The following is a 24,354-nucleotide window of genomic DNA, read 5'->3' as shown; positions in this document are numbered from 1 at the left end:
ATCTCTTTGTTTTGACGCAATTCCGGACGGAAAACCGCTCACACTTTTCCTGGAATTGCTCTGGGCACAAACGCGTTCAGGGCCGCTTTGGGCGACCCTGATTTGCTTGTCCAGCAAACCCGAACTTAGCGGGCGGAGAAGCCCGGAGGCGTCCGGCCGACACGCGCCTTGCGGGCGGCGTAGCGTGCGTCACGCTTGGCCTTGCGCGCGGCCTCATCGGCAAGGTCGAACGCGATACGCTCGGCTTCCTCGGCCTCGCGGATTTTGGCTTCGGCAGCAGCGGCCTCTTCGGCGGCGATACGCGCCGCCTCGGCCGCGGCTTCGCGTTCGGCTTTCTCCGCCGCTTCGCGCGCCATCTTTTCCTGCTTCAGCCTGGCCTTTTCCGCTTCGCGGATTGCGCGGGCCTCGAGGATTGCCTTACGTTCGGCCTGGCGCGCCAGCACAACGGGATCATCCGCCGCCGGCTTTGCCTTGAAGCGCTCGAGCAGCGCCTTCTTTGCCTCGTTCGCGGCATTGCGCCGCTCGAAAATGTCTTTTTCCCTGTAGATAGCCAAGTGCACTTCCCTGCAGTCTATTCGCGACGCTTACATACGCGCGAAAGCGCCGAGTTCAAGCGCCAAAACGGTATGCCAGCCATGAAAATCTGCGCTGTTGCCGCAAGGATACGGCTCGGCATCGCGATGCACTGTTCACAGATCGAGCCTCTGGCGGGCCGAGTGGCAGATGGCTACCTCTAGGGCCGACAACCAACGCCACGCGAACATCTCAGGGTATAACCCAATGGAACTCGGTCTCTACACTTTCGCCGATGTCAGCCCGGAGCCGGGGCCCGGCGCCATCGGCCCGCATGAGCGGCTGCGCAACCTCATCGAGGAAATCGAGCTGGCCGACCAGGTCGGGCTCGACGTGTTCGGCCTCGGCGAACATCACCGCCCCGATTATGCCGCCTCGGCGCCGGTCGTGGCGCTGGCCGCGGCGGCCGAGCGCACCAAGCGCATCCGCCTCACCAGCGCGGTCACCGTGCTTTCCTCCGACGATCCGGTGCGGGTCTTCCAGCAGTTCGCGACGCTCGACCTTTTGTCCAACGGCCGCGCCGAGATCATGGCCGGGCGCGGCTCCTTCATCGAATCCTTCCCGCTGTTCGGCTACAATCTCGAAGACTATGACGAACTCTTCGCCGAGAAGCTCGACCTGTTGCTCGCCATCCGCGATCAGGTGAAGGTGACGTGGCAGGGCAAGCTGCGCGCGCCGATCAACGGCCGCGGCGTCTATCCGCGTCCGTTGCAGGAGAAACTGCCGGTCTGGATCGCCATCGGCGGCACGCCGCAGTCCGCCGCCCGCGCCGGCGTGCTCGGCCTGCCGCTGGCCTTGGCCATCATCGGCGGTGAGCCGGCACGTTTTTCGCCGCTGTTCGACATCTATCGCGAGGCGGCACGGCGCGCCGACACCGATCCGGCCTCGCTTGCCACCAGCATCAACGTGCATGGCTTCATTGCCGAGACGACCGAGCAGGCGGCCGACGATTTCTACGGACCGCAGGCCGAGGTGATGAACCGGATCGGCCGCGAGCGCGGCTGGGGCCCGACCTCGCGCGCCCATTTCGACCACGCGCGGGGCCCCGGCGGAGCCCTCTTCGTCGGCAATCCCGAACAGGTGGCGGAAAAGATCGTCGCCCAGCACGAGATCTTCAACAACGACCGCTTTCTCCTGCAGATGGCCATCGGCACCATGCCGCACGCCAAGATCATGAAGGCGATCGAGCTATACGGTACCAAGGTGGCGCCGATCGTGCGCAAGGAGACGGCAAAGGCGGCATCCGCCGCGCCGGTGCCGGTCGCCTGAGCGGCGGCCGCCGAGGGCCTTCCATGATCGCCGGCTAACGGAACCTTGGCGCGGCAGGCACGTTTTCCCGTCGATTGCACCGGTTGCGGTGCCTTGTTTTGACGCAATTCCGGGCGGAAGGGTACGGCGAGGTCGCCGAGCCTAACCGCTCACATTCTTCCTGGAATTGCTCTAGGGGAACCGATGAAGGCCGAACCGATCGCTTCGGGCGCGAGCGTTGCCGAAAGCCCCGATCCGCGTGCCGATGCCTGGGCGGACATGCGCCTGATGCGGTCGCTGGTGATCGGGATATTCATTCTGATGACGGCTGCCGCGCTTTACTTCGCCCGCGCTTTCTTCATGCCGGTGATGCTTGCCTTCCTGCTGGCGCTGACGCTGACGCCGATCGTGCGTGTCCTGCGCAAACGCGGCATTCCGGAGGTCCTTTCGGCGACGCTGCTGGTGTTGCTTTCCATCTTCGTCTTCGTCGCCGCGGGCTATTTGCTCAGCGGACCGATCATCGAGCTGATCAACAACAGCTATTCGATCGGCCACCAGCTCACCGAGCGGCTGGCGCCCTTCAAGCGGCCGCTCGAGCGGGTGATGGATCTCGCGCATCAGTTGGAAGCGCTGACCGAGACCTCGCAGGAGCCAGGCGTCCAGCGGGTCGCGGTGGCGCCATCCGGCATGCTGTCCACGGCCGCCAGCAACATCCTCGAAGCAGGCACCTCGATTACCATCGTCTTCGTGCTGTCGCTGTTCCTGCTCGCCTCGGGCACGCTGTTCTACGAGAAGATCGTCCAGTCCTTCACCAGCATGACCCAGAAGAAGCGAGCGTTGCGCGTCGTCTATGACGTCGAGCGCGAAATCTCGCACTATCTGCTCACGGTCGCCCTCATCAATGCCGGTCTCGGCACGGTGATCGGTCTCTGTCTGTGGGGGCTAGGCATGCCCAATCCGCTGGTCTGGGGCGCAGCGGCGGCGCTGCTCAATTTCCTGCCTTATGTCGGCGCGCTGATGACCGTGCTTCTCGTCGCCGTCATCGCGCTGATCAGCTTCGACACGATCGCTTATGCGCTGCTGGCGCCGGCCTTCGTGGTGTTGTGCGACATCGTCGAAGGGCAGTTCGTGACGCCGATGGTGGTTGGCCGGCGCCTTGAGATCAACGCGGTGGCGATCTTCATCGCCATTGCCTTCTGGTCATGGCTATGGGGCTTCGTCGGCGCGCTGATGGCGGTGCCGTTGCTGGTCGTCATCAAGGTGTTCTGCGACCATTTCGAAAGCTTGAGCCCCGTCGGGAACTTCCTCGCGGCGCAGCAGTCCATGGCAGCCTTGGAGGAAGAGACGGCGGACCAGGATCACAAGTCCGCCGCGTGATACGCTGGCCCAATGCCATGTCCTGGCCGATCGTTTGCGGCATCGGCGACCAGTGCCTATATCGGACCGGTCAAGCCGGACCCGTCCCCTGAATGAGCGACTTCGATCTCGATGGTTATTTCGCCCGCATCGGTCATGGCGGACCGAGCGGGCCTTCGCTCGCCACGCTACAGGCGCTGCACGCCGCCCACCCCCAGACGATCCCGTTCGAGAACGTCGACGCCTTGATGGGCGTTTCGGTCGGGCTCGACGTCGCCTCGCTGCAGGACAAGATCTTTCGCCAAGGCCGCGGCGGCTATTGCTTCGAGCACAATCTGGTCTTCATGCATGCGCTGACGGCGCTGGGCCTCACGGTCGGCGGGCTGGCGGCGCGCGGGCTGTGGGGCCAGCCCGAGGACGCCATCACCGCGCGCAGCCATATGCTGCTTCGCATCGAACTCGGCGGCCGCACCTACATCGCCGATGTCGGCTTCGGCGGCCTGACGCTGACGGCGCCGCTGCTGCTGGAATCCGGTCTGGAGCAGCAGACACCGCACGAGACCTTCCGCGTCGTCGAGACCGGTGACCATTTTCGCCTGCAGGCCAATATCGGCGGCGCCGATGTCGGCGGTGATTGGCGCACGCTTTACCGCTTCGACATGAGCCAAGCCTATGAGGTCGACTATCGGGTCGCCAGCCATTTCCTGTCGACGCATCCGAGCTCGCATTTCCTGTCTACACTGGTGGCCGCGCTCGCTTTGCCCGACCGGCGCTACGCGCTGCGTAACAACAGGCTGTCGACGCATCATGCCGGGGGCCGCAGCGAGCAGCGCGAGATCGGGACAGCTCCCGAACTCGCCGACGTGCTGGAGAACCAGCTCGCCATCGTCATTCCCGACCGCGCCGCCTTCGAGGCAAGGCTGCGGGAAAAACGCATCGTGGAGACCTGACCATGACGGACCTTTCGGTTCTCGACCTGTCGCCGATCACGCAAGGCAGCACCGCCACGCAGTCGCTGGCCAACTCGCTCGACCTTGCCCGCCATGCCGAGCGTCTGGGCTACAGGCGCTACTGGCTGGCCGAGCATCACAACATGCCGGGCATCGCCAGCGCCGCAACATCCGTCGTGATCGCGCATGTCGCCGGCGGCACCAAGACGATCCGTGTCGGCGCCGGCGGCATCATGCTGCCCAACCATGCGCCGCTGGTGATCGCCGAGCAGTTCGGCACGCTGGCGGCGCTTTTTCCAGGACGCATCGACCTCGGGCTGGGCCGTGCGCCAGGCACCGACATGCTGACGGCGCGGGCCTTGCGCCGCAATCTCGAAAGCACCGACAATTTCCCGCAGGACGTGGTCGAGCTGATGGGCTATTTCCAGCCGGCCGAGGAAGGCCAGCGTATCCGCGCCGTACCCGGCGAAGGCCAGACCGTGCCGGTCTGGATCCTCGGCTCCAGCCTCTACGGCGCGCAGCTCGCGGCGCTTCTTGGCCTGCCCTACGCTTTCGCCTCGCATTTCGCGCCGGCCGAGCTCGACCATGCGCTGGAGGTCTACCGCACGCGCTTCCAGCCGTCGGCGCAACTCGACAAGCCCTATGTGATGCTCGGCCTCAATGTCTTTGCCGCGCCGACCGACGCCGAGGCGAAGCTTTTGTTCACCTCGCTGCAGCAGGCCTTCGTCAATTTGCGCAGCGGCAGGCCCGGGCAACTGCCGCCACCGGTCGAGAATTACGACCGCGATCTCGACCCAATGGCGAAAACCATGCTTGCCCAGGCGCTGTCCTGCGCCGTCGTCGGCTCGCCGGAAACCGTGCGCCAGGGCATCGACGCCTTCATAAGCCGCACCGGCGCCGACGAACTCATGGTGACCGCGCAGTGCTTCGATCACGCGGCGCGCGTGCGTTCCTTCGAGATCCTCGCCGACGTGCACAAATCGATGTCGAAGGCGGCCTGATCGCAGCGCCGCTTTTGCCTGACATATTGCTCTGCTAAGGGCGGAGTGCCCCTCCCTCACAGAGAGCTTTTCCGTGACCCATGATCTCGACGATCGCATGCATTTTGCCATCGACCTGGCGCGGCGCGCCGGCGAGCTGGGGCTCAAATATTTTCGCGACCTCGACAATCTGACCGTCGAGAGCAAGGGTCATCAGGACCTGGTCTCCGAAGGCGATCGCGAGGTCGAGCTGTTCATTCGCGCGGCGGTCGCCGCGACCTATCCGAACGACGGCATCGTCGGCGAGGAGCACGCAGCTGTCACCGGAACGACGGGTCATGTCTGGGTGATCGACCCGATCGACGGCACCGCCAATTTCGTGCGCGGCATTCCCGCCTGGTGCGTGGTGATCGCCTGCGCGCGGGATGGCGAGACGGTTGTCGGCGTCATCCATGAACCCTCGACCGACGAGACGTTCCACGGCCGCCTTGGCGGCGGCGCTTTTCTCAACGGCAAGCCGATCAAGGCCAGCGATGCGGCATCGCTTTCCGAGGGCTCGGTCGGGACCGGGCTCTCCAACCGCGGCTCGACCAAGAATGTCGTCGTGCTCCTCACCCTGATATTGGCGGAGGGCGGCGTCTTCTACCGCAATGCCTCAGGGGCGCTGATGCTTGCCTATGCGGCTTCCGGCCGGCTGCTCGGTTATGTCGAAGAGCACATGAACGCCTGGGACTGTCTCGCCGGCATGCTGCTGGTCGAGGAGGCCGGCGGCACGGTGCTCAAGGCGGACCCCATGACCGTGATCGGCAAAGGGACCCGGGTGATCACCGGCGGAAGGAACGTGTTTCCAAGCCTCCAGACGCTTTGCCGGCAGGCTTTTCGGGACTGATCCCGATGGCTGCGACGTTTTTGCCGGCGCCGGATTCGGCGATCCCGGCCGCTCGTGACGGCAAATCCGCTGCGATATGCGCGATTTAGGCCTTTTCCCCACTGTGTACACGGATCGCAGACAGCTTGCGCAGAATGCTTGCGCCCCGTGTCGGCTGTTCTTATATACGCGCCAAGCCGTCCGGCCCCTAAAAGCGGGAACCGGGACGGGATTTCTTGTGAACAGGGGCTTTCGTCGGAACGCCTTTTGAAGGGTCCTGAGAGCCTGCTTAGAGGAGAGACTAGAACAATGGCAAAAGTTATCGGTATCGATCTCGGCACCACCAATTCCTGTATCGCCATCATGGATGGCAAGGACCCCAAGGTGATCGAGAACGCTGAAGGCGCGCGTACGACGCCTTCCATCGTCGCCATCTCGAATGATGGCGAACGTCTCGTGGGCCAGCCGGCCAAGCGCCAGGCTGTCACCAATCCGGAAAATACCATCTTCGCGGTCAAGCGCCTGATCGGCCGCCGCTATGACGACCCGGTGACGGAGAAGGACAAGAAGCTTGTCCCTTACAAGATCGTCAAGGGCGACAATGGCGACGCCTGGGTCGAGGCCGGTGGCAAGAAGCAGTCGCCCAGCCAGATCTCGGCGATGATCCTGCAGAAGATGAAGGAAACGGCGGAAGCCTATCTCGGCGAGAAGGTCGAGAAGGCGGTCATCACCGTTCCGGCCTATTTCAACGACGCTCAGCGCCAGGCGACCAAGGACGCCGGCAAGATCGCCGGCCTCGAGGTGCTGCGCATCATCAACGAGCCGACCGCGGCGGCGCTCGCCTACGGTCTGGAAAAGAAGGACGGCAAGACCATCGCCGTCTATGACCTTGGCGGCGGCACCTTCGATATTTCCGTGCTGGAAATCGGCGACGGCGTGTTCGAGGTAAAGTCGACCAACGGCGACACCTTCCTCGGCGGCGAGGACTTCGACATGCGCCTGGTCGAGTACCTGGCGGCGGAGTTCAAGAAGGAACAGGGCATCGACCTGAAGAACGACAAGCTCGCCCTGCAGCGCCTCAAGGAAGCCGCGGAAAAGGCCAAGATCGAGCTGTCGTCGACGACGCAGACCGAGATCAACCTGCCCTTCATCACCGCCGACGCCAGCGGGCCGAAGCACCTGACGATGAAGCTCACTCGCGCCAAGTTCGAAAGCCTGGTCGAGGACCTCGTGCAGCGCACCATCGAGCCCTGCAAGGCGGCGCTCAAGGATGCCGGCCTGAAGGCGGGCGAGATCGATGAAGTGGTCCTGGTCGGCGGCATGACCCGCATGCCCAAGATCCAGGAGATCGTGAAGCAGTTCTTCGGCAAGGAGCCGCACAAGGGCGTCAACCCGGATGAGGTCGTCGCTCTCGGCGCCGCCATCCAGGCCGGCGTGCTGCAGGGCGACGTCAAGGACGTGCTCTTGCTCGACGTGACGCCGCTGTCGCTGGGCATCGAGACGCTGGGTGGCGTGTTCACCCGTCTGATCGAGCGCAACACCACGATCCCGACCAAGAAGAGCCAGACCTTCTCGACCGCCGAGGATTCGCAGAGCGCGGTGACCATCCGCGTCTTCCAGGGCGAGCGTGAAATGGCGGCCGACAACAAGCTGCTCGGCCAGTTCGACCTGGTCGGCATCCCGCCGGCGCCGCGCGGTGTGCCGCAGATCGAGGTCACCTTCGACATCGACGCCAACGGCATCGTCAACGTCTCGGCCAAGGACAAGGGCACCGGCAAGGAGCACCAGATCCGCATCCAGGCTTCGGGCGGTCTGTCCGATGCCGACATCGAGAAGATGGTGAAGGACGCCGAGGCCAATGCCGACGCGGACAAGAAGCGCCGTGCCCTCGTGGAGGCCCGCAACCAGGCCGAAGCGCTGGTGCATTCGTCCGAGAAGTCGCTCAAGGACTATGGCGACAAGGTCTCCGAGGCCGACCGTGCCGCGATCGCCGACGCCATCGCCGCGCTGAAGGCCGCGGCCGAAGGCGACGACGCGGCCGATATCGAGGCCAAGTCTCAGTCGCTCGCCGAAGCTTCGATGAAGCTTGGCCAGGCCATGTACGAGGCCTCGCAGAAGGAAGCGGCCGAAGCCGACGCCAAGGCGGATGCCGCCAAGGACTCGGACGTGGTCGACGCCGACTTCGAGGAAATCGACGAAGACGACGACAAGAAGAAGTCGGCCTGAGCCGGCTGACGGCGGATAGGTGCAAAAGCCCGGCGCAAAGCCGGGCTTTTTTGCAACCTTCGTTGAAAAAGTACGGGCCCGTTCGAAAAAGTGACGGAAAAACCCGGAGCGAGCCCCGCTTAGTACTAGCATCCGGGAAACATCGCTCCTAAATCCAAGAACGTGCCGGCAAACGTCGCCAACAATGCTTGAAGACATTGAGCATCCGGACAGCGGGAAAAAATGAAAGCTGATTTCTACGAAACGCTGGGCGTGCAAAAAGGCGCCGACGAAAAGGAACTCAAGAGCGCTTTCCGTAAGCTCGCCATGCAGTTCCATCCCGACCGCAATCCCGGCGACCATGCCTGCGAGCACAAGTTCAAGGAAATCAACGAAGCCTACGAGACGCTGAAGGACCCGCAGAAGCGCGCCGCCTATGACCGTTTCGGCCACGCTGCCTTCGAGCAGGGCGGCATGAACGGCGCCGCGCACGGCTTTGGCGCCGGCGGCTTCGCCGACATCTTCGAGGATATCTTCGGCGACATGATGGGCGGCCGGCAGCGCCGTTCCTCCGGCGGCCGCGAGCGCGGCGCCGATCTGCGATACAACATGGAAATCACGCTGGAAGAAGCCTTCTCCGGCAAGACGGCGCAGATCCGCGTGCCGGCCTCGATCTCCTGCTCGGAATGTTCCGGCAGCGGCGCCAAGCCCGGCACGCAGCCGGTGACCTGCTCGATGTGCCATGGCCACGGCAAAGTGCGCGCCACGCAAGGCTTCTTCTCCATCGAGCGCACCTGCCCGCAATGCCAGGGCCGTGGCCAGACGATCAAGGACCCTTGCCCGAAATGCGCCGGCCAGGGCCGCGTCACCGAGGAGCGCTCGCTGTCGGTCAACATTCCGGCCGGCATCGAGGACGGTACCCGCATCCGGCTGGCCAATGAGGGCGAGGCCGGCCTGCGCGGCGGGCCTTCCGGCGACCTCTACATCTTCCTGGCGGTGAAGCCGCATGAATTCTTCCAGCGCGACGGCGCCGATCTCTATTGCAAGGTGCCGATCTCGATGACGACGGCCGCCCTTGGCGGCTCGTTCGAGGTCACCACGCTCGACGGCACCCAGACCAAGGTGAAGGTCACCGAAGGAACGCAGAACGGCCGCCAGTTCCGGCTGAAGGGCAAGGGCATGCCGGTGCTGCGCCAGCCCAATGTCGGGGACCTCTACATCCAGACCGCGGTCGAGACGCCGCAGAACCTTTCGCGTCGCCAGCGCGAGCTGCTGGAAGAGTTCGAGCAGCTGTCCTCGAAGGACAACTCGCCCCAGTCGAGCGGCTTTTTCGCCCGCATGAAGGACTTCTTCGAGTCGTTCGGCGAAGGCTGATGATCGTGTCCGTATTTGGCACCGGCATCGGGAGATGCGGGCGCTTCCCAAGCGTCATCAACACCTTATGCCAGAACGATGCCTTGCCTTGTCCCACCCAACTGCTAAGTAGCGGATCGGGGGCTGAGCATTGAGGAGAGCTCGCATGGCACGTAGTCCCGGATTGCGCAAAGCGCTGGCGGAAAAATTCGACGACGAGCTGAAGTTCTTCAAAGGCTGGATCGACAAACCGAAAACGGTCGGCTCGATCGTCCCCACGAGTTCAATCACCGCCCGCAAGATGGCCTCGATCGTCAATCCGAGATCGGGCCTGCCGGTCCTGGAGGTCGGGCCCGGCACCGGCGTCATCACCCGCGCCATCCTCGCCCTGGGCGTGAAGCCCGAAAACCTCTACGCGGTCGAATACTCGACCGACTTCGTGCGCCATCTGCGCGGGCTCTATCCGGGCGTCAACGTCATCGAGGGCGACGCCTTCAACCTCGACGCCACGCTCGGCGACAAGCGCGACACGGTGTTCGATTCGGTCGTCTCCGGCGTGCCATTGCTCAATTTCCCGGTCGCCCAGCGCATTGCCTATATCGAAAGCCTGCTCGACCGCATTCCGCATGGAAGGCCGATCGTGCAGCTGACCTACGGTCCGCTGTCGCCGATCCCGGCCGGGCGCGGCGACTACACGGTCGAGCATTTCGATTTCATCTTCCGCAACATTCCGCCGACGCAGCTTTGGATCTACCGGCGCCCGTCGCATTAGGGCGCGCCGATATTCAGGTGAGGCCGGCCTGCAAATGGCGGATTCCTGCGCTTCCGGTGCTCACGTACAAAAAGTACGCTCCGCTCCGGTTCTCGGACCCACCATTTTCGGCTCGGCCTGACCTGAATCTCGACGCACCCTGCAGGCGCATGTCGCCAAAATCGGCTTTGATTTCTGCCACCCGCTCGTTGATTTGAATGCCTCTTGGCGATACCTGTCCTGGAACAAGGGTGGCCGATGGCAGTAATCCCAAGAATCCTCGTCTTCGCCGGCTCGGTCCGGACCGGCGCTTTTAGCGGCCGGACCGCCGATGTGGCGCAAAAGGAGCTCGCCATGCAGGGCGCGGAGGTGACCCGCATCTCGCTCGGCGACTATCCGCTGCCGATCATGGACGAGGACCTCGAAAAGGAAGAAGGCATCCCCGAGAATGCCGCCAAGCTCGGCCGCCAGATCGCCGCGCATGACGGGCTGCTGATCGCGACGCCCGAATATAACGGCTCGATCCCGCCGCTGCTGAAGAACTCGATCGACTGGGTGAGCCGGATACGGCGCGACGGCAGCCATACGTTCCGGCCGCTCGCCGGCAAGCCGGCGGGGCTCTGCTCATCCTCGGAAGGCAAGTTTGCCGGCATACGCTGCATCAACCATCTGCGCGCGGTGCTGGTGCGCTGCCAGATGGAGGTGATCACGCCGGAATGCTCGGTCTCCGAGGCCCGTGAAGCTTTCGCCGAGGACGGACAATTCAGGGACGACAGACTACACCAATCGATGGAGCGCGTATGCCGTACACTGATCGAAACCTCGCGCATGCTGTCGACCCGGATCGAGGCGTGATGCATTTCGCGGAGGCCGACACGATGCGGGACAGGCTGATCGTCGGGCTCGACCTGCCGACGCTGAAGGACGCCGAGAGAGCGGTGCGCGAGCTCGAAGGCAGCATTTCCTTCTACAAGATCGGCTACCAGCTCGCCTTCGCCGGCGGACTGGACTTCGCCCGGGAATTGGCGAGCGGCGGCACGAAAGTGTTCCTCGACATGAAGCTGCTCGACATCGACAACACGGTGGCCAAGGGTGTCGAAAACATCGTCAAGATGGGTGTCTCGATGCTGACGCTCCATGCCTACCCCAAAGCCATGAAGGCAGCGGTCGCGGCGGCCAAGGGCAGCGATCTGTGCCTGCTCGGGGTGACGGTGCTGACCTCGATGGACGAGCAGGACATGATCGACGCCGGCTATGAATACGACCCACACACGCTGGTGCTCAGGCGCTCCGAGCAGGCGCTGCATGCCGGCATGGGCGGCATCGTCTGCTCGGCGGAGGAGGCGGAAGCGGTGCGCCGGATCGTCGGCCCCGACATGGCGGTGGTGACGCCGGGCATCCGGCCGTCGGGCAGCGACCATGGCGACCAGAAACGCGTGGTGTCGCCGGCGCAGGCGATCCGCAACGGCTCCAGCCACCTCGTCGTCGGCCGGCCCATCGTCTCCGCGCCGGACAGGCGGGCGGCGGCCGAGGCGATCCTCGCCGAAATGCAATCCGCGTAGCGCCGGCCCTCATTCGGACAACACAACCAGGAGAAAAAGAATGCCAAAGGGATATTGGATCGCCCGGGTCGATGTGCGTGATCCGGAGGGCTACAAGGACTATGTCGCGGCCGCCAAGCTCGCCTTCGACCGCTTCGGCGTGAAGTTTCTAGCGCGCGGCGGCGAGCACGAGAAGGTCGAAGGGCCTGGGCGCGCCCGCAACGTCATCATCGAGTTCGAGTCGCTTGCGGCGGCGCATGACTGCTACCACTCGCCGGAATACCAGCGGGCCGTCGCCATCCGCCAGAAAGTGGCCGATGGCGAGATCGTGCTGGTAGAAGGACTCTAAAGCGTTTCACCGTTTCACGGAAACGGCGAACCGCTCTATCTCTTTGTTTTGACGCAATTCCGGACGGAAAACCGCTCACACTTTTCCTGGAATTGCTCTAACGGAGCAACCTGTTGGCGGCCGTCTCGGCCATCGCGTCGGCAAGGCTCATGCCCCATTGCCTGCGGCAATAGTCGCGGAAATCGAAGCAGGGCAGACCAGGACAGACTTCGAACTCGATGAGGTGGACGGTATCGTCGGGCTCGACCCGGAAATCGACGGAAAAGACGTCCCGCAGGCCGAGGCCGTCGATCAGCCTTTGCGCGATGGCGCGGATTTTCCGGTCGGCGGCCGGCTGGCTTGCGCCGACCGGCTCGAGCTCCGGCTCGGCATAGGTTCCGGCATCCTTGGCGGCCTGACCGGTCTCGCCGTACAGCGCCATCGAGTCGGCCATGGTCTGGAAATCGCCGCCGGAATCGACAAAGAAGATACCGAGCGCCTCGACGCCGGTTTCGGGCCTCACTCCCAGGAAGCTCGCGCGCACGTTGCGGCCGGCAACATAGGGCTGCACGACGACGTCGTCGCGATAGTGGGCAAAGACACGCCGGCTAAGCTCCAGCGCATGGCCGAGATCGGCGATGCGCGAATCCGGCCAGATGCCGATCTTGGCGCCGAGCCGGTTCGGCTTGACGAACCAGCCGGCGGACGAGGCGGGCGGCTCGACCAGCCATTCGCCGTTGCGCGCTCGGCCCGCCTGCGGCGCCGGCAGGCCGAGCGCGCCGAGCACCGCGCCGGAGCGAAGCTTGTCCTGGCAGAGCGCGAACAGCGAATCGTCGGCGCCGATGGTGCGCAGGCCATTCAGCCGCGCCATTGCCGGTGCCGCGCCACCGCGGAAATAGGCAATGCCGTCGGTCAGCGTCCAGACCAGGGAGACGTTCGGGTTGGTCTCAGCGAAGGCGCTTGCAGCATCATCCAATTGGACCGGCGCGAAGGCGACGCCGCGTTTGTCGCAGGCGGCTGCCAACGCGTCGAATTCTGGGGCCAGGTCGGTCGACTGCGCCAGATAAGACGAGATTTCCAAAGCACGCTCCGGCGCATGGCCGCTGGCGACCAGCCGGTCGAAGCAGGCTTTTTCGGGCTCGTAGACGAGGATCAGCTTCGGATAGCGGCGCGGCATGGATGGCCCGGGATCAAAATCAGGCGCTACCATCGCATGACCGTTGCAATCGGCTTGCGGGAAACCGACCGGCGCGGGCGGTTGCGTGACAACGATCAGGCGATTAGCACGCGCGGATCGAAGCGGCCGTTGACCGGGATATCGAGCAGGAAGGTCATGCCGGCCTGCGGGTCGAGCTTGCGCTGCATCTCATCCTTGCCTTTCCAGGCAGAGGTCACCGCCATGCGGTCGGCCTTTTGGCCGATGAAGGCCGGACAGGACGCTTGCGTTGCCGGCATCGCAATCTCGCGCAGCAGCTTGCCGTCCGGAGCATAAGCCTTCACCGCGCTGCCGCCCCAGACGGCGTTCCACAGCACACCGTCGCGGTCGACGACCGAGCCGTCGACATAGCCTTTCGAAGAACGATGGTCGACGAAGACTTTCGGCTCGCCTGTCGGCAGGCCAGTAGCCGGATCGCAGGCGACGCGCATCAGAAAGCCGGTCGCGGTGTCGGTGTAATAGGCGGTCGCGCCGTCTTGCGAAAAACAGATCGAGTTCGAGACGGTGATGTCGGAAAACAGCCGGCGCAATTCGCCCTTGAAGAACCAGTAGATCGAGCCGGCACCCTTTTCCTCGCCTTTGCCCATCGTGCCGGTCCAGAAGGCGCCGCAGGGATGGACGCGGGAATCGTTGGAGCGGGTGAGCGGATTGTCGGCCTCGATCGGCGTGTGCAGCGTCAGCTTGCCGGTTTTCACGTCCCGGACCTGCAGGCCTATCTCGGTGGCGATGAGCTGGCGGTCGTCATCGATGACGGCGATGGCGCTGGCCATGACGCCGAGATCATGCACCTTCAACGCCCCGGCGAGCGGCTTTTCCAAGAGCTTGCCGTTGACGATGTCGAACCAGAACAGCGTGTCGGTGGCGGGATCGTAGCTCGGGCCTTCGCCGAGCTCGCAGATATGGTCGGAAAAAACCGAAACGCCGTTCATTGCTATCCTCCGAAGGCTTCATCCCAGGCGGCGACCGCTGCGCGGGCGCGGCACGCCACGTCGTCGACGCTCATCCCAGGCTTGAACAGGCTGGATCCCAGGCCGAAAACAGTGACGCCGACCGCCTTGTAGCCGGCAAAATCCTTGTCGGAAACGCCGCCGACGGCGCCGATCAGGGTGGTTGCCGGCAGCACCGCGCGGATTGCGGCAATGCCGCTCGCGCCCAGCACACTTGCAGGGAAGAATTTCAGCGCCGAGGCGCCGAGTTTTATGGCCTGAAAAGCCTCGGTCGGCGTGAACACGCCGGGCATGGTCACCATGCCGTGATGCATGGCGCGGCCCATGACCCCGGCATCGATGTTGGGGCTGACCAGCAGGCGCCCGCCGGCCTTGTGCAAGGCATCGACATCAGCGGCGGTCAGCACCGTGCCGGCGCCGATGAGCGCCGTTTGCGGCAGCGTCTTGACCAGATCGGCGATGGAGACGAACGGCTCCGGCGAATTGAGCGGCACCTCTATTGCCTCTATGCCGGCATCATGGATTGCTCGGCCGATCGCCACGGCCTCGGAGGGTTTCAAACCGCGCAGGATGGCGACGAGGCCACGCTTGAGTTTCGGGAAGACTGCGGTCTGTGTCACTGGGCGTCTCCAATCATGCCGTTCTCGCGAGCGGCCTCGACAAGGCCGGCGCGCACCGCTTCATCGGCGTCGACGGTGCGGAAGGCAAGGCCGGCGAGGTCGAGCGCCGCGCCGTAAAGCGTCGCCAGCGCGCCGGAGGCGACCAGCACCATCGGCGTTTCGCCGGCGCCATAGCGACGCCTTGCCGAGGCGATCTCGCCGCCGAGCAAAAGTCCGGACAGGCAGGCCGCCGCTTCATCCGGCTTCAAATCCTGCAGGAGCCCGGCCGCGCGGATGGCGAACAGTTTCGAGGTGACGTCGCCGCCCTCGCGCAGAGCTTGGCCGCACCATTGGCGGAAAAACGGGCTGTCGGCGGCGACCGGCGCCGGATGCTCGCCCAGCGAATGTTTTAGGATCGAATGCGCGGCGAGCACCGAAAACAGCTCGCCGGTCGGCCAGGTGCCGAAGCCCGCGACCGCGCCGTCCTCGACCGCGACCCATTTCGAATGCGTGCCGGGCATGCAGACGAGGTGGCGCCCCTTTGCCGGCAAACCGGCGCCGGCAAGTTGGGTTTCCTCGCCGCGCATCACATCGGGCGCATCGGCCAGGCGCTGGGCGAGACCAGGCACGATGCGGATGTCGCGGCTCGAGTGCTCGATGCGGGCGGCGCCGCGCAAAATGGCGCCGATCGGCGCCGGCACGGTGACATAAGGCGCCTCGATCCAGCCTTGCCGGGAGCCGGCCATGCCGCAGATGATCACCGGCAGCGTTTCCGGCGCGCCCATGGCGGCAAGATGGCCTTCCAGCACCTTGGCAAAACCTATTTCGCGGGCGGTGATCAGCCCGTCGTCGCCGCGCCGCTCGGCGAGCACCTTGCCCGCTCCGTCGAGCAGCCAGGCCCGGAGCCGCGTCGTGCCCCAGTCGAGCGCGGCAACCGCGGGTGCCGCGCTCACAGGAAACCTCCGTCGACGATCAGCATCTGGGCGGTGAGCATGCGCGAGGCATCCGATGCCAGGAACAGCACCGTGCCGACCATGTCGTCGGGCTGCATGACGTCCTTGATGCACTGCTTGGCGACATGGGCGGCGAGGCCGGCATCGGTGACCCAGAGCTCGCGCTGCCGTTCGGTGATGACCCAGCCGGGCGCCACCGCGTTGACGCGGATGCGGTCGGCGCCGAGCTTGCCGGCAAGGCCCTTGGTCAGGCCGAATATGCCCGCCTTGGCCGCGGTGTAGGCCGGCATGTCGGGGTGGTTGATCAGGTAGGAGGTCGAGGTGAAATTGATGATCGAGCCGCCGCCGGCGCGCTTCATGCCGGGCGCCACCGCCTGCGCGGTGAAGAAATGCGGCCGCAGGTTGATGGCGAGGTTGTTGTCCCAGAATTCAACCGTCACTTCTTCGACCGCGTGGCGGTCGTCGAGCGCGGCGTTGTTGACCAGCGTGGTGACATCGCCATGCTCTTCCGCCGCCTTTGCCACGGCGTCGCGCAGCGCCTCGATGTCGCGCAGGTCGGCCTCGAGATAGAGCGGGCGATGGCCAAGCTCCTTTTCCAGCCGGTCGGCCAAGGCCGTGCTCACCTTCTCGGCGATGTCGATGAAAGCGACCCTGGCGCCCTGGCGCATAAAGCCTTCGGTCAGCGCCGCGCCGATGCCGGAACCGCCGCCGGTGATCAGCACCGAGGCGCCGTCGAGGTCGGCGAACCGCGCCGATGGCATCATGATTTCCTTCTCCCTTTGGACGGCGCGCATCCTAGCCAGACAAAGCGCGGGGGCAAGGGAGAAACGTCGGATTTCCGGCCAAATGTCAGACAAATGACGGACGCATCGCCCACGGGGCTGCCGCCGGTCTTCAGAACAGGTGGAAAAGCCTGGTCAGATCGCCTTGGCGTGCAGCGCGCCGCGATAGGAATCGCGCAGATAGCCGAGCGTGGCGTCGGCGTCGGCCGGCCTGCCGAACAGGTAGCCCTGCCCGCCGGCGCAACCGAACTGAACGAGGCGGTCGGCCTGCGCCTCGTCCTCGATGCCTTCGGCGACGACATCCATGCCGAGCCCTTCGCACATGGCGAGGATGGCGCGGATGATGTGTTCCGACGGCCGGTCGTCGAGGATGGAGGAGACGAAGGCGCGGTCGATCTTGAGCTTGTCGAAATGGAATTCGCGCAGGCGGCCGAGCGACGACTGGCCGGTGCCGAAATCGTCGAGCGAGACGCGGATGCCGACGCGGCGCAGATCCTCGACGATCTTCTCGGCCGAGGCCGGATCGTTCATCAGGCCGGTCTCGGTGATCTCGATCTCCAGCCGGCGCGGATCGAAGCCGGTGCGGTCGAGGATGGCCAGGATGTGCAGGCCGGTGTTCTGGTCGACGAGCTGCGACGGCGACAGGTTGAAGGACAGGAACAGCTCCTTCGGCCAGCTGCGCGCCGCCTCGGCCGCCTTGCGCAGCACCAGCTGCGACAGCGGGCCGATGATGCCGCGCTCCTCGGCGATCGGAATGAAGACGGATGGGGGCACGACGCCGAGGTCGCGGTCGGTCCAGCGCGCCAGCGTCTCGAAGCCGATGGTGCGGCGGCTGTTCAAGTCGACGATGGGCTGGAAATGCGGCTCGACCTCACCGGCCGAGACGGCGCGGCGCAGCGCCTGCTCGATGCGGGTGACCCGCTTGGCCGCCTCTTCCATCTCGCGGGTGTAGACGACGACGCGGCCGCGGCCGGAACGCTTGGCGTGGTAGAGCGCGGTCTCTGCCTTGTTGACGAGGATCTCGGTGGTCTCGTCGCCGGAATAGAACAGCGAGCAGCCGACCGAGGCCGACAATCGCGCGGTGCGCTCGCCGACATCATAGGGCGCCGACAGGATCTCGATCAGCATGCGCGACTTCTCGGCCGCCTGCTCCTCCGAGAATACCATCGGGTAGAGATAGGCGAATTCGTCGGCGCCGATGCGGCAGACGGTGGAATAGCCGTCCATCGAGGCGCGCAGCCGCATCGCCACCTGGATCAGGATATCGTCGCCGGCCTTGTGGCCGAACAGGTCGTTGATCGGCTTGAAGCCGTCGAGGTCGAGGATGCCGACGGTGAAGGGCGCGGGATCGTCGGCGCGGTCGCTGATCAGGCGATCGACCTTGTCGAAGAAGCGACGATGGTTGCCGAGCCCGGTCAACGAATCCGTGAGAGCCAGATCCGTGTTTTCCTTGCCTGGCTGACCGGTGCCAAACGTCGTTTGCATCATGCCTCTGTTCTTATGTCGGTATTTTCGGCCAGACTGGCAGCAAAGCGTTTAGGAAAAGTATCGGGAAAACGATTTTCCCACGGCCGGAACCGCCGCTTGCATCACCGGCGCCGGTTCAGCTTCGATTGATATCTCAGATCTACTCCAAATATTCGTTTATGCGTAAGCTCTAATGGAAATATCGGACGACTTTTCCTGAGTTTGGCTTCTCTCTTGCGCAATTGCGCAAGAAAGCCGCGTCGCGCTCTTCTTCGCACTGCTTTTAGCCGGCTTGCCTGACGCGGTAGAGCTCGATCGGGCTGCCCTTGGTCTCGCTGACCGGCTCGAGCCAATCCGGCACACTGCCGCGCAACAGGCCGGCAAGGAAGCCCTGCGGCGCCTTCCGGGTCAGGATTTGGCTCTCGACATTGCCGGGGCAGATGGCGACGAGGCCGACGCGATGCGCCGCGACGATTGCGTGGGCGTCATCGGCCGAGCCGAGAAAGGCGTCGAGCGCCAGGAGATTGCCGTCGACGTTGCGGTGATAGGGCCCGGCAAAGACGCGATGGCCGCTATAGACGAGGACCGGCGGGCCGAGATTGGAGATCGTCAGCACGGTGGTGTCGGCCATGGCGCCGAGCGGCGCAAAGGTTGCCGCCTTCTCGCAAGTCTTATCCGCCGTGCCGCCGTCGGCGACAGGCGCGCCCTTTTCGAAGGCCACCGAGGCGGCCGCGGCGACGCCTGTCCAGACCGGGTTGATCGAGACCAGCCAGACGGCCGCCAGGCGCAGCGCCACGCCGAGCGACGAGCTGGTCTGGGCGCGGGCGCGCCATTTCGCGATCCACGCCGCGAGCGGGATGACCGCGAAGGCGATCGAGAAGGTGGTGCCGCGCACCTGCCAGGCGCCGACCACGAAGGCAACGGCAAGCAACGCCGCGACGAGGCCGTCCTGCCGCCGCCAGCCGCCGCGGCGGAAACGCAGCGCCATCAGGATCATCGCCACCAGTGGCGTCGCGTATCGCGCCGCCACGCGCGCCGGATCGCGCACCAGCAGCGTGAACAGCGACTGGGCCTCGTCGATATGATCGAGCCACAATTCCTTGAGGCGCGGGTCGAGATCGGCATAGGGCGCGGCGAGGCATTGCGGGAACAGTGCCACCACAACGACGCCGAGGACGGCGCCCAGCACGGCCAACGCCGCCAACCTGCGCTGCCAGCTGCCAGCGGCAGGCTCGATCGAAGCGATCGCCGCCAGCCCGACGCCGGCAATGGCGGCGACGGCGAACTGCGCGACCGAGAAGGCATCGCATTGCGCGGCGCCCCATGCGGAAGGCGGAATGGTGGCGACGAAGACAAGTGCCGAGACCCCGGCGAAGCCGAGGCCGAAATCGCGGGCGATCGCCCGCTCGCCCTTCGCATCGGCAACGAACAGCAGCGCCACGCAAACGCCGATGGTGGCGACATAAGGAACGGTTTCCATGCCGACGGCGAGCGTCAGCGCGGCGCAGAGGCCGGAAAACAGCGCGGCCCAGCGCCGTGCGGGCGCCTCGAGCAGCAAGGCGAGGCTCGCCATGGTGAGCATCAGCTGGACATTGTGGTGATCGAGCGCGCCGGGATCGTAGATGCCGATGAAATAATAGCCGGCGCCCCCGATCAGAATGGCGGGCAGCACAGCGCCGCCGCCGCCGAAGCTGCGCGCGGCACGGGCGGTGAAGAACAGGGTCGACCAAAGCAGCAGCGCCGGCCAAAGCACCTGCGCCACGTCCTCGCCAAGCGGCCTGCTGCCAGTGAGCGCCGAGGCGACAAGCACGATCGCGGCGATCGGCGCGTCGACCAGCCTCGACCAATGTATGACGAAGCCGCCTTCCAGCCCCATGCGGTACTGGTGCAGGTCGAACCAGCCCTGGCCGGCAAGCAGGTCGCGGACCTGGACGAGGCGCAGCATATTGTCGTTGTCGCCGCCGGGATCGGTCAGTTGGCCAAAACCGGTCCACGCGTCGAAGGCGAGCGCCAGCAAGGCGGCCAGCAGCGCCAGCATGAGATCGGACTTCCAGGTGGCGACGCCGTTCTCAGCTGTGCCCATTGCCGTAGCCTTCGAAGGGAGAGGATCGGCTTAAACCTAGCCTTAACGGCTTCAATAAATAGTAAAACGGCTCGACGGGGCCGGCATAAGAACGGCCGGAGGCTGGTCGGGCGTCCGGAGACACACATGCCGCATGCAGTCCGCCACGAGCCGGTCATCGCCGTGCTCCTGCCTTGCTACAATGAAGAACTGACGATCGGCGAGGTCGTGCGGCGCTTCCGCGAGACGCTGCCGTCGGCCGCGATCTATGTCTACGACAACAATTCCAAGGACCTCACGGCGCTGAAAGCCCGCGCCGGCGGCGCCATCGTCGTGCGCGAGCCGCGCCAGGGCAAGGGCAACGTGGTGCGGCGCATGTTCGCCGACATCGACGCCGACATCTATGTGATGGCCGACGGCGACGGCACCTATGCGCCGGAGGATGCACCGCTGCTGATCAACATCCTGCAGACCGAACGCTCGGACATGGTGGTCGGCACCAGGCGCGGCGTCACCGACGATGCCGGCCGCAACGGCCACGCCTTCGGCAACCGCGTCTTCAACCGGCTCTACAAAGGCCTGTTCGGGACCGATTTCACCGATATTTTCTCCGGCTATCGGGTCTTTTCCCGCCGCTTCGTCAAGAGCTTCCCGGCCGTGTCCGGCGGCTTCGAGATCGAGACCGAGATGTCGGTGCATGCCTCGCAGCTCAAGCTTCCGGTGAGCGAGATGGCGCTCGATTACGGCCGCCGACCGGAGGGCTCGTCGTCGAAGCTGTCGACCTTCCGCGACGGCGCCAGGATTCTGTGGATGTTCGCCATGCTGGTGAAGGAGACGCAGCCGCTGCGCTTCTTCGGCACGTTCGCGCTGTTCTTCCTGGCGGCGAGCATCGGCCTGATGATCCCGGTGCTGGTGGAATTCGCCGAGACGGGACTGGTGCCGCGCATGCCGACCTGGGTGCTGTCGATCGGCATGCTGCTTCTGTCCATGCTCGCCATGATGACCGGGTTCATCCTCGATTCGGTGTCGCGCGGCCGGGCCGAGCAGAAGCGCATCTTCTACCTGTCGATCTCGTCCGGCCGGGCAGAGCGCGTCGCGTCCGGGCAGGCCCAGCCGAAGAGCGAGCCTGGCAAGGCCCCAAGGGCGGCATAGGGGACCGCATAGTGAACCGGCTCGTGCGCTTCGCCCTTACCGGCGGCGTCGGCTTCGTCGCCGACGCGGCGGCACTGTGGCTGCTCATTTCCACCACGCCGCTCGGTGCGCTCTCGGCGCGGGTGCTGTCGATCGGCTTCGCGCTCTGCGTCACCTGGCAGATCAACCGCAATCTGACCTTCGCGCCGTCGAGCCGGGGCATGGCGCGGGAAGGCGCGCGCTATGGTGGCGTCGGCATCGCCACCAGCATCGTCAACTACCTGGTCTATTGCGCGCTGCTGTTCGCGCTGCCGGCCCTGCCGCCGCTCCTGGCGCTTGCCGCGGCCTCGATCGTCGCCATGGCGCTCTCCTTCCTCGGGTATTCGCGCCTGGTCTTCGACCGGTAAGCTCTGGCCGATTGGCAGAAGCCGCCGAGTTCCGTATATCGGCGCTTCCTGGAAATGCTCGACCGCCCTGGAGACCCGAGATGCCGCTGAAAATCGCCGTCCAGATGGACCATGTCTCCTCCGTGTCGATCGCCGGCGACACCAGCTTCGCGCTGTCGCTGGAGGCGCAGCGGCGCGGCCACAAGCTTTTCCACTACACGCCCGACCGGCTGTCGATGCGCGACGGCAAGGTGTTCGCGCGCCTCGAGGAGATGCAGGTCCGCGACGAGAAGGGCAACCATTACTCGCTTGGCGAGAAGGTGCGCACCGACCTCTCCGAGATGGATGTGGTGCTGCTCAGGCAGGACCCGCCCTTCGACATGAACTACATCACCACCACGCACATCCTCGAGCGCATCCATCCGAAGACGCTGGTGGTCAACGACCCGGCCTGGGTGCGCAACAGCCCGGAAAAGATCTTCGTCACCGAATTTCCGGACCTGATGCCGGAGACGCTGATCACCAAGGACCCGCTGGAAGTCGCGGCCTTCCGCAAGGAGTTCGGCGACATCATCGTCAAGCCGCTCTACGGCAATGGCGGCGCCGGCATTTTCCATCTGCACGAGGCGGACCGCAACCTCGCCTCGCTGCTCGAAATGTTCGGCCAGCTGTTCCGCGAGCCGTATATCGTGCAGCGTTATCTCAAGGACGTGCGCAAGGGCGACAAGCGCATCATCCTGATCGACGGCGAACCGGTGGGCGCCATCAACCGCGTGCCGGCCGAGCACGATTCCCGCTCCAACATGCATGTCGGCGGCCGCGCCGAAAAGACCGAACTGACCGAGCGCGAGCGCGAGATCTGCGCCCGCATCGGACCGGCACTGAGAGAACGCGGCTTCATCCTGGTCGGCATCGACGTGATCGGCGACTACATGACCGAGATCAACGTCACCTCGCCGACCGGCGTGCGCGAAGTGCGGCGTTTCGGCGGCGCGGATATTGCGAGCCTGTTCTGGGATTGCGTGGAAGGGAAGAGGAAATAGGCACCACACGACAATTGGCGTGTTGATGAGCGCGAGCGGTGGGTTACCAAATGAGAGCAGCCTTCCTTGCTATCGTTCTGGTTATCTTGCAGTGCCAGATTGTCGGTGCGTGCGTAATGCAACACTCGTTGAGCGCCGATCAACGCAACCGTGCTGACAGCATCTTCTTTGGACGAGTTGTCCGCATTCAATATGCACCGATAGAAGGGACGAACAGCAAGGTCGCTGATCGATCGGCTACCATTACTTTCAATATCCAACGAACGGTTCGCGGAAGGGCGATAGAAGGCATCGTCCAGGTCTATGGCTTCTCCAACACAGGCAAATACCGCGTTTCGATAGAAGATTTCGTCGCTCGCTACGGACGCGACGTCTATGTCGGCATTGTCTGGCCAGAGACGATCAAGTCTCATACGACCTGCCGCGATGAACAATGGACGACGGGGTCGGGGCGTAAGCTGACAATGCCCTATTGCAGGGTCGACCTGCCGATTGTCCCATTCGGTTACAAACCCGAAGACGCGCCACGCATGGACCGGCCGCGGGTCATCGAGGAACTTTGTGGCGACCAATTCATAAGCAAATCGCTCCCTCGCGATGTCCACTAGGCCAGAGACAGCCGGTCTGACGCGGACTGGACATTTACCAATCACGCCACGCAAGCGCTTGGCAGTTCGCGGTAGGAATGCGGTTCTAGCTGCTTTCGCCAGCGATATATCCCGCCGCTAAGCCGTCTTACGCTCAACCACGCTGGGCTTCATCACGATCGCCGCGCGGCGGCGGTCCAGGCTTTCGAGGAAGTCGATCGGCGCGTCGATGGCGATCTTGCCGGATTCGAGGATGCGGCGGTCGACCGTCGACAACGGCCGCTCCAGGAACAGGCATCCTTATCCAGCCTTACGGGCGCTCGCTGTTGACCCATTCGGTGGCGGCGGTGAAGGACAACCCGGCCCATCCCAACTTCGAGTAGAATTTCGAGAATGTGTGGCTGCACCGATAGGCAGGAGAGCCTACGGCGCACCGGTTCCCGGATGCGCCAGCTCACCCGACACGGATCATCCGTTCACTCGGGTACATCGGGTACCTTCCAACGCGGCGTCCCCGAAATTCGCCCATGCTTTGCGACCTCGAAATAGGTCGCGGCGAGATCCTCGTCACACATCGACGACAGGTATATCTGGATCGACCCGCCCAGCTCGGTGACAGGATAGCGCTCGCTGCATGCTCCGAGGCGCTTTTCGTACAGGCGTCGTTGCTTGCGGGTCAGTTGGTCGAAAAATCCCGCCTTGCATTTGTCGATGACCGCCTCCGACATCAATTCGTCGCCACTCGATCCCCAGGCGCAGGCCTGATGCAGCTTGTGCGCCGCCAGGCAACCGGGCGCGGCCTCGATGTCCTCCAATTGTATGGGCGCGGGTCCTTTCGTGCATCGGGCATCCTCGGCGGCAGATGGCGTGACAAGTGCAAACCCGATCAAGATTGCGCAGCCGGTCCGCATGCGAATTTCCCCGTGGCCTCTTAAGGTTCGATTTTGCGTCCGCCGCACCTTAGCCGAATGGCTGCCAACCGGAAAACCGTATTCAAGAGCACGCCGCCAAGGGCGGCACATCGGCCT

General features: G+C 64.6%; 25 protein-coding genes. 15 read left to right on the top strand and 10 right to left on the bottom strand.

The features are described from left to right. Positions 1–125: 125 nt before the first annotated feature. Positions 126–554, bottom strand: a complete 429-nt coding sequence (locus DPM33_RS15355; protein WP_112098279.1) for a DUF6481 family protein — start codon at positions 552–554, stop codon at positions 126–128. Between the two features lie 226 nt (positions 555–780). Here DPM33_RS15355 and DPM33_RS15350 point away from each other — a divergent pair, with 226 nt between their 5' ends. From DPM33_RS15350 to DPM33_RS15300, 11 genes are all read left to right on the top strand, one after another. Then, positions 781–1,842 carry an LLM class flavin-dependent oxidoreductase gene (locus DPM33_RS15350; RefSeq protein WP_112098278.1) on the top strand — a complete coding sequence of 354 codons (1,062 nt, stop codon included), beginning with the start codon at positions 781–783 and terminating at the stop codon, positions 1,840–1,842. Between the two features lie 183 nt (positions 1,843–2,025). Continuing rightward, the gene (locus DPM33_RS15345) at positions 2,026–3,198 is read left to right on the top strand and encodes an AI-2E family transporter (RefSeq protein WP_112098277.1); all 1,173 of its coding nucleotides are present in this window, start codon (positions 2,026–2,028) and stop codon (positions 3,196–3,198) included. A gap of 92 nt (positions 3,199–3,290) precedes the next feature. Further along, positions 3,291–4,127 (top strand): arylamine N-acetyltransferase family protein, encoded by an 837-nt coding sequence (locus tag DPM33_RS15340; protein WP_112098276.1) that lies wholly within the window; start codon positions 3,291–3,293, stop codon positions 4,125–4,127. Between the two features lie 2 nt (positions 4,128–4,129). Beyond that, entirely contained in the window at positions 4,130–5,128 is a 999-nt protein-coding gene (locus DPM33_RS15335; protein WP_112098275.1) for an LLM class flavin-dependent oxidoreductase, read from the top strand. A 73-nt stretch (positions 5,129–5,201) separates the two neighbouring features. After that, positions 5,202–5,996, top strand: a complete 795-nt coding sequence (locus DPM33_RS15330; protein WP_112098274.1) for an inositol monophosphatase family protein — start codon at positions 5,202–5,204, stop codon at positions 5,994–5,996. Positions 5,997–6,284: 288 nt separating this feature from the next. Next, positions 6,285–8,201 carry a molecular chaperone DnaK gene (gene dnaK / locus DPM33_RS15325; RefSeq protein ID WP_112098273.1) on the top strand — a complete coding sequence of 639 codons (1,917 nt, stop codon included), beginning with the start codon at positions 6,285–6,287 and terminating at the stop codon, positions 8,199–8,201. A gap of 222 nt (positions 8,202–8,423) precedes the next feature. Continuing rightward, entirely contained in the window at positions 8,424–9,554 is a 1,131-nt protein-coding gene (gene dnaJ, locus DPM33_RS15320) for a molecular chaperone DnaJ (RefSeq protein ID WP_112098272.1), read from the top strand. A 145-nt stretch (positions 9,555–9,699) separates the two neighbouring features. Next, the gene (pmtA, locus tag DPM33_RS15315; RefSeq protein WP_112098271.1) at positions 9,700–10,305 is read left to right on the top strand and encodes a phospholipid N-methyltransferase PmtA; all 606 of its coding nucleotides are present in this window, start codon (positions 9,700–9,702) and stop codon (positions 10,303–10,305) included. Positions 10,306–10,542: 237 nt separating this feature from the next. After that, positions 10,543–11,139: an NADPH-dependent FMN reductase gene (locus tag DPM33_RS15310; protein ID WP_112098270.1), complete on the top strand. Its 597-nt coding sequence runs from the start codon at positions 10,543–10,545 to the stop codon at positions 11,137–11,139. Then, positions 11,139–11,846: an orotidine-5'-phosphate decarboxylase gene (gene pyrF, locus DPM33_RS15305; RefSeq protein ID WP_112098269.1), complete on the top strand. Its 708-nt coding sequence runs from the start codon at positions 11,139–11,141 to the stop codon at positions 11,844–11,846. The genes DPM33_RS15310 and pyrF overlap by 1 nt, the downstream gene beginning before the upstream one ends. Before the next feature lie 40 nt (positions 11,847–11,886). Next, positions 11,887–12,174, top strand: a complete 288-nt coding sequence (locus DPM33_RS15300; protein WP_112098268.1) for a DUF1330 domain-containing protein — start codon at positions 11,887–11,889, stop codon at positions 12,172–12,174. 97 nt (positions 12,175–12,271) lie between these two features. On the opposite strand, the gene DPM33_RS15295 is transcribed toward DPM33_RS15300, so the two are convergent. The 7 genes from DPM33_RS15295 to DPM33_RS15265 form a co-directional block, all read right to left on the bottom strand. Continuing rightward, the gene (locus DPM33_RS15295) at positions 12,272–13,330 is read right to left on the bottom strand and encodes a D-alanine--D-alanine ligase family protein (protein WP_112098267.1); all 1,059 of its coding nucleotides are present in this window, start codon (positions 13,328–13,330) and stop codon (positions 12,272–12,274) included. A gap of 95 nt (positions 13,331–13,425) precedes the next feature. Next, on the bottom strand, positions 13,426–14,298 hold the full coding sequence (locus DPM33_RS15290) for an SMP-30/gluconolactonase/LRE family protein (protein WP_167449081.1): 873 nt from the start codon (positions 14,296–14,298) through the stop codon (positions 13,426–13,428). A gap of 2 nt (positions 14,299–14,300) precedes the next feature. Then, the gene (locus DPM33_RS15285; RefSeq protein ID WP_112098265.1) at positions 14,301–14,936 is read right to left on the bottom strand and encodes a 2-dehydro-3-deoxy-6-phosphogalactonate aldolase; all 636 of its coding nucleotides are present in this window, start codon (positions 14,934–14,936) and stop codon (positions 14,301–14,303) included. Next, positions 14,933–15,868 (bottom strand): 2-dehydro-3-deoxygalactonokinase, encoded by a 936-nt coding sequence (locus DPM33_RS15280; RefSeq protein ID WP_112098264.1) that lies wholly within the window; start codon positions 15,866–15,868, stop codon positions 14,933–14,935. The genes DPM33_RS15285 and DPM33_RS15280 overlap by 4 nt, the downstream gene beginning before the upstream one ends. After that, a complete protein-coding gene (locus DPM33_RS15275) occupies positions 15,865–16,632 on the bottom strand; it encodes an SDR family NAD(P)-dependent oxidoreductase (RefSeq protein WP_112098263.1) in 768 nt (255 codons plus the stop codon). The genes DPM33_RS15280 and DPM33_RS15275 overlap by 4 nt, the downstream gene beginning before the upstream one ends. A 153-nt stretch (positions 16,633–16,785) precedes the next feature. Further along, positions 16,786–18,135, bottom strand: coding sequence for a putative bifunctional diguanylate cyclase/phosphodiesterase (locus DPM33_RS15270; RefSeq protein WP_112098369.1), 1,350 nt, complete (start codon positions 18,133–18,135; stop codon positions 16,786–16,788). A 265-nt stretch (positions 18,136–18,400) separates the two neighbouring features. Next, the gene (locus DPM33_RS15265; protein WP_112098262.1) at positions 18,401–20,200 is read right to left on the bottom strand and encodes a GtrA family protein; all 1,800 of its coding nucleotides are present in this window, start codon (positions 20,198–20,200) and stop codon (positions 18,401–18,403) included. Between the two features lie 126 nt (positions 20,201–20,326). On the opposite strand from DPM33_RS15265, the gene DPM33_RS15260 reads away from it, so the two are divergent. The 4 genes from DPM33_RS15260 to DPM33_RS15245 all read left to right on the top strand — a co-directional run bounded on the left by DPM33_RS15260 (position 20,327) and on the right by DPM33_RS15245 (position 23,347). Beyond that, positions 20,327–21,331 (top strand): glycosyltransferase, encoded by a 1,005-nt coding sequence (locus DPM33_RS15260; RefSeq protein ID WP_112098261.1) that lies wholly within the window; start codon positions 20,327–20,329, stop codon positions 21,329–21,331. Between the two features lie 11 nt (positions 21,332–21,342). Next, positions 21,343–21,717: a GtrA family protein gene (locus DPM33_RS15255; RefSeq protein ID WP_112098260.1), complete on the top strand. Its 375-nt coding sequence runs from the start codon at positions 21,343–21,345 to the stop codon at positions 21,715–21,717. A gap of 80 nt (positions 21,718–21,797) precedes the next feature. Continuing rightward, the gene (gene gshB, locus DPM33_RS15250) at positions 21,798–22,739 is read left to right on the top strand and encodes a glutathione synthase (protein WP_112098259.1); all 942 of its coding nucleotides are present in this window, start codon (positions 21,798–21,800) and stop codon (positions 22,737–22,739) included. Positions 22,740–22,867: 128 nt separating this feature from the next. Continuing rightward, positions 22,868–23,347 (top strand): hypothetical protein, encoded by a 480-nt coding sequence (locus DPM33_RS15245; protein WP_167449080.1) that lies wholly within the window; start codon positions 22,868–22,870, stop codon positions 23,345–23,347. A 117-nt stretch (positions 23,348–23,464) separates the two neighbouring features. Here the strand turns inward: DPM33_RS15245 and DPM33_RS36250 are convergent, their stop codons facing one another. Beyond that, positions 23,465–23,602 (bottom strand): hypothetical protein, encoded by a 138-nt coding sequence (locus DPM33_RS36250; protein WP_167449079.1) that lies wholly within the window; start codon positions 23,600–23,602, stop codon positions 23,465–23,467. Positions 23,603–23,802: 200 nt separating this feature from the next. After that, complete coding sequence (locus tag DPM33_RS15240) at positions 23,803–24,237, bottom strand: hypothetical protein (RefSeq protein WP_146770262.1); 435 nt, start codon at positions 24,235–24,237, stop codon at positions 23,803–23,805. Positions 24,238–24,354: the final 117 nt, after the last annotated feature.

This window comes from Mesorhizobium hawassense (genome assembly GCF_003289945.1).
GTDB lineage: Bacteria > Pseudomonadota > Alphaproteobacteria > Rhizobiales > Rhizobiaceae > Mesorhizobium > Mesorhizobium hawassense.
Note: the sequence above shows the minus strand (reverse complement) of the source record. Positions and strands in the feature narration are given on the sequence as shown.

Excerpts from the sequence above, each read along its gene's own strand:
- DPM33_RS15350 (WP_112098278.1), top strand. The coding sequence starts at position 781 with ATGGAACTCGGTCTCTACACTTTCGCCGATGTCAGCCCGGAGCCGGGG.
- DPM33_RS15345 (WP_112098277.1), top strand. The coding sequence starts at position 2,026 with ATGAAGGCCGAACCGATCGCTTCGGGCGCGAGCGTTGCCGAAAGCCCC.
- DPM33_RS15340 (WP_112098276.1), top strand. The coding sequence starts at position 3,291 with ATGAGCGACTTCGATCTCGATGGTTATTTCGCCCGCATCGGTCATGGC.
- DPM33_RS15335 (WP_112098275.1), top strand. The coding sequence starts at position 4,130 with ATGACGGACCTTTCGGTTCTCGACCTGTCGCCGATCACGCAAGGCAGC.
- dnaK (WP_112098273.1), top strand. The coding sequence starts at position 6,285 with ATGGCAAAAGTTATCGGTATCGATCTCGGCACCACCAATTCCTGTATC.
- dnaJ (WP_112098272.1), top strand. The coding sequence starts at position 8,424 with ATGAAAGCTGATTTCTACGAAACGCTGGGCGTGCAAAAAGGCGCCGAC.
- pmtA (WP_112098271.1), top strand. The coding sequence starts at position 9,700 with ATGGCACGTAGTCCCGGATTGCGCAAAGCGCTGGCGGAAAAATTCGAC.
- DPM33_RS15310 (WP_112098270.1), top strand. The coding sequence starts at position 10,543 with ATGGCAGTAATCCCAAGAATCCTCGTCTTCGCCGGCTCGGTCCGGACC.
- pyrF (WP_112098269.1), top strand. The coding sequence starts at position 11,139 with ATGCATTTCGCGGAGGCCGACACGATGCGGGACAGGCTGATCGTCGGG.
- DPM33_RS15300 (WP_112098268.1), top strand. The coding sequence starts at position 11,887 with ATGCCAAAGGGATATTGGATCGCCCGGGTCGATGTGCGTGATCCGGAG.
- DPM33_RS15295 (WP_112098267.1), bottom strand. The coding sequence starts at position 13,330 with ATGCCGCGCCGCTATCCGAAGCTGATCCTCGTCTACGAGCCCGAAAAA.
- DPM33_RS15290 (WP_167449081.1), bottom strand. The coding sequence starts at position 14,298 with ATGAACGGCGTTTCGGTTTTTTCCGACCATATCTGCGAGCTCGGCGAA.
- DPM33_RS15275 (WP_112098263.1), bottom strand. The coding sequence starts at position 16,632 with ATGATGCCATCGGCGCGGTTCGCCGACCTCGACGGCGCCTCGGTGCTG.
- DPM33_RS15270 (WP_112098369.1), bottom strand. The coding sequence starts at position 18,135 with ATGCAAACGACGTTTGGCACCGGTCAGCCAGGCAAGGAAAACACGGAT.
- DPM33_RS15265 (WP_112098262.1), bottom strand. The coding sequence starts at position 20,200 with ATGGGCACAGCTGAGAACGGCGTCGCCACCTGGAAGTCCGATCTCATG.
- DPM33_RS15260 (WP_112098261.1), top strand. The coding sequence starts at position 20,327 with ATGCCGCATGCAGTCCGCCACGAGCCGGTCATCGCCGTGCTCCTGCCT.
- gshB (WP_112098259.1), top strand. The coding sequence starts at position 21,798 with ATGCCGCTGAAAATCGCCGTCCAGATGGACCATGTCTCCTCCGTGTCG.
- DPM33_RS15240 (WP_146770262.1), bottom strand. The coding sequence starts at position 24,237 with ATGCGGACCGGCTGCGCAATCTTGATCGGGTTTGCACTTGTCACGCCA.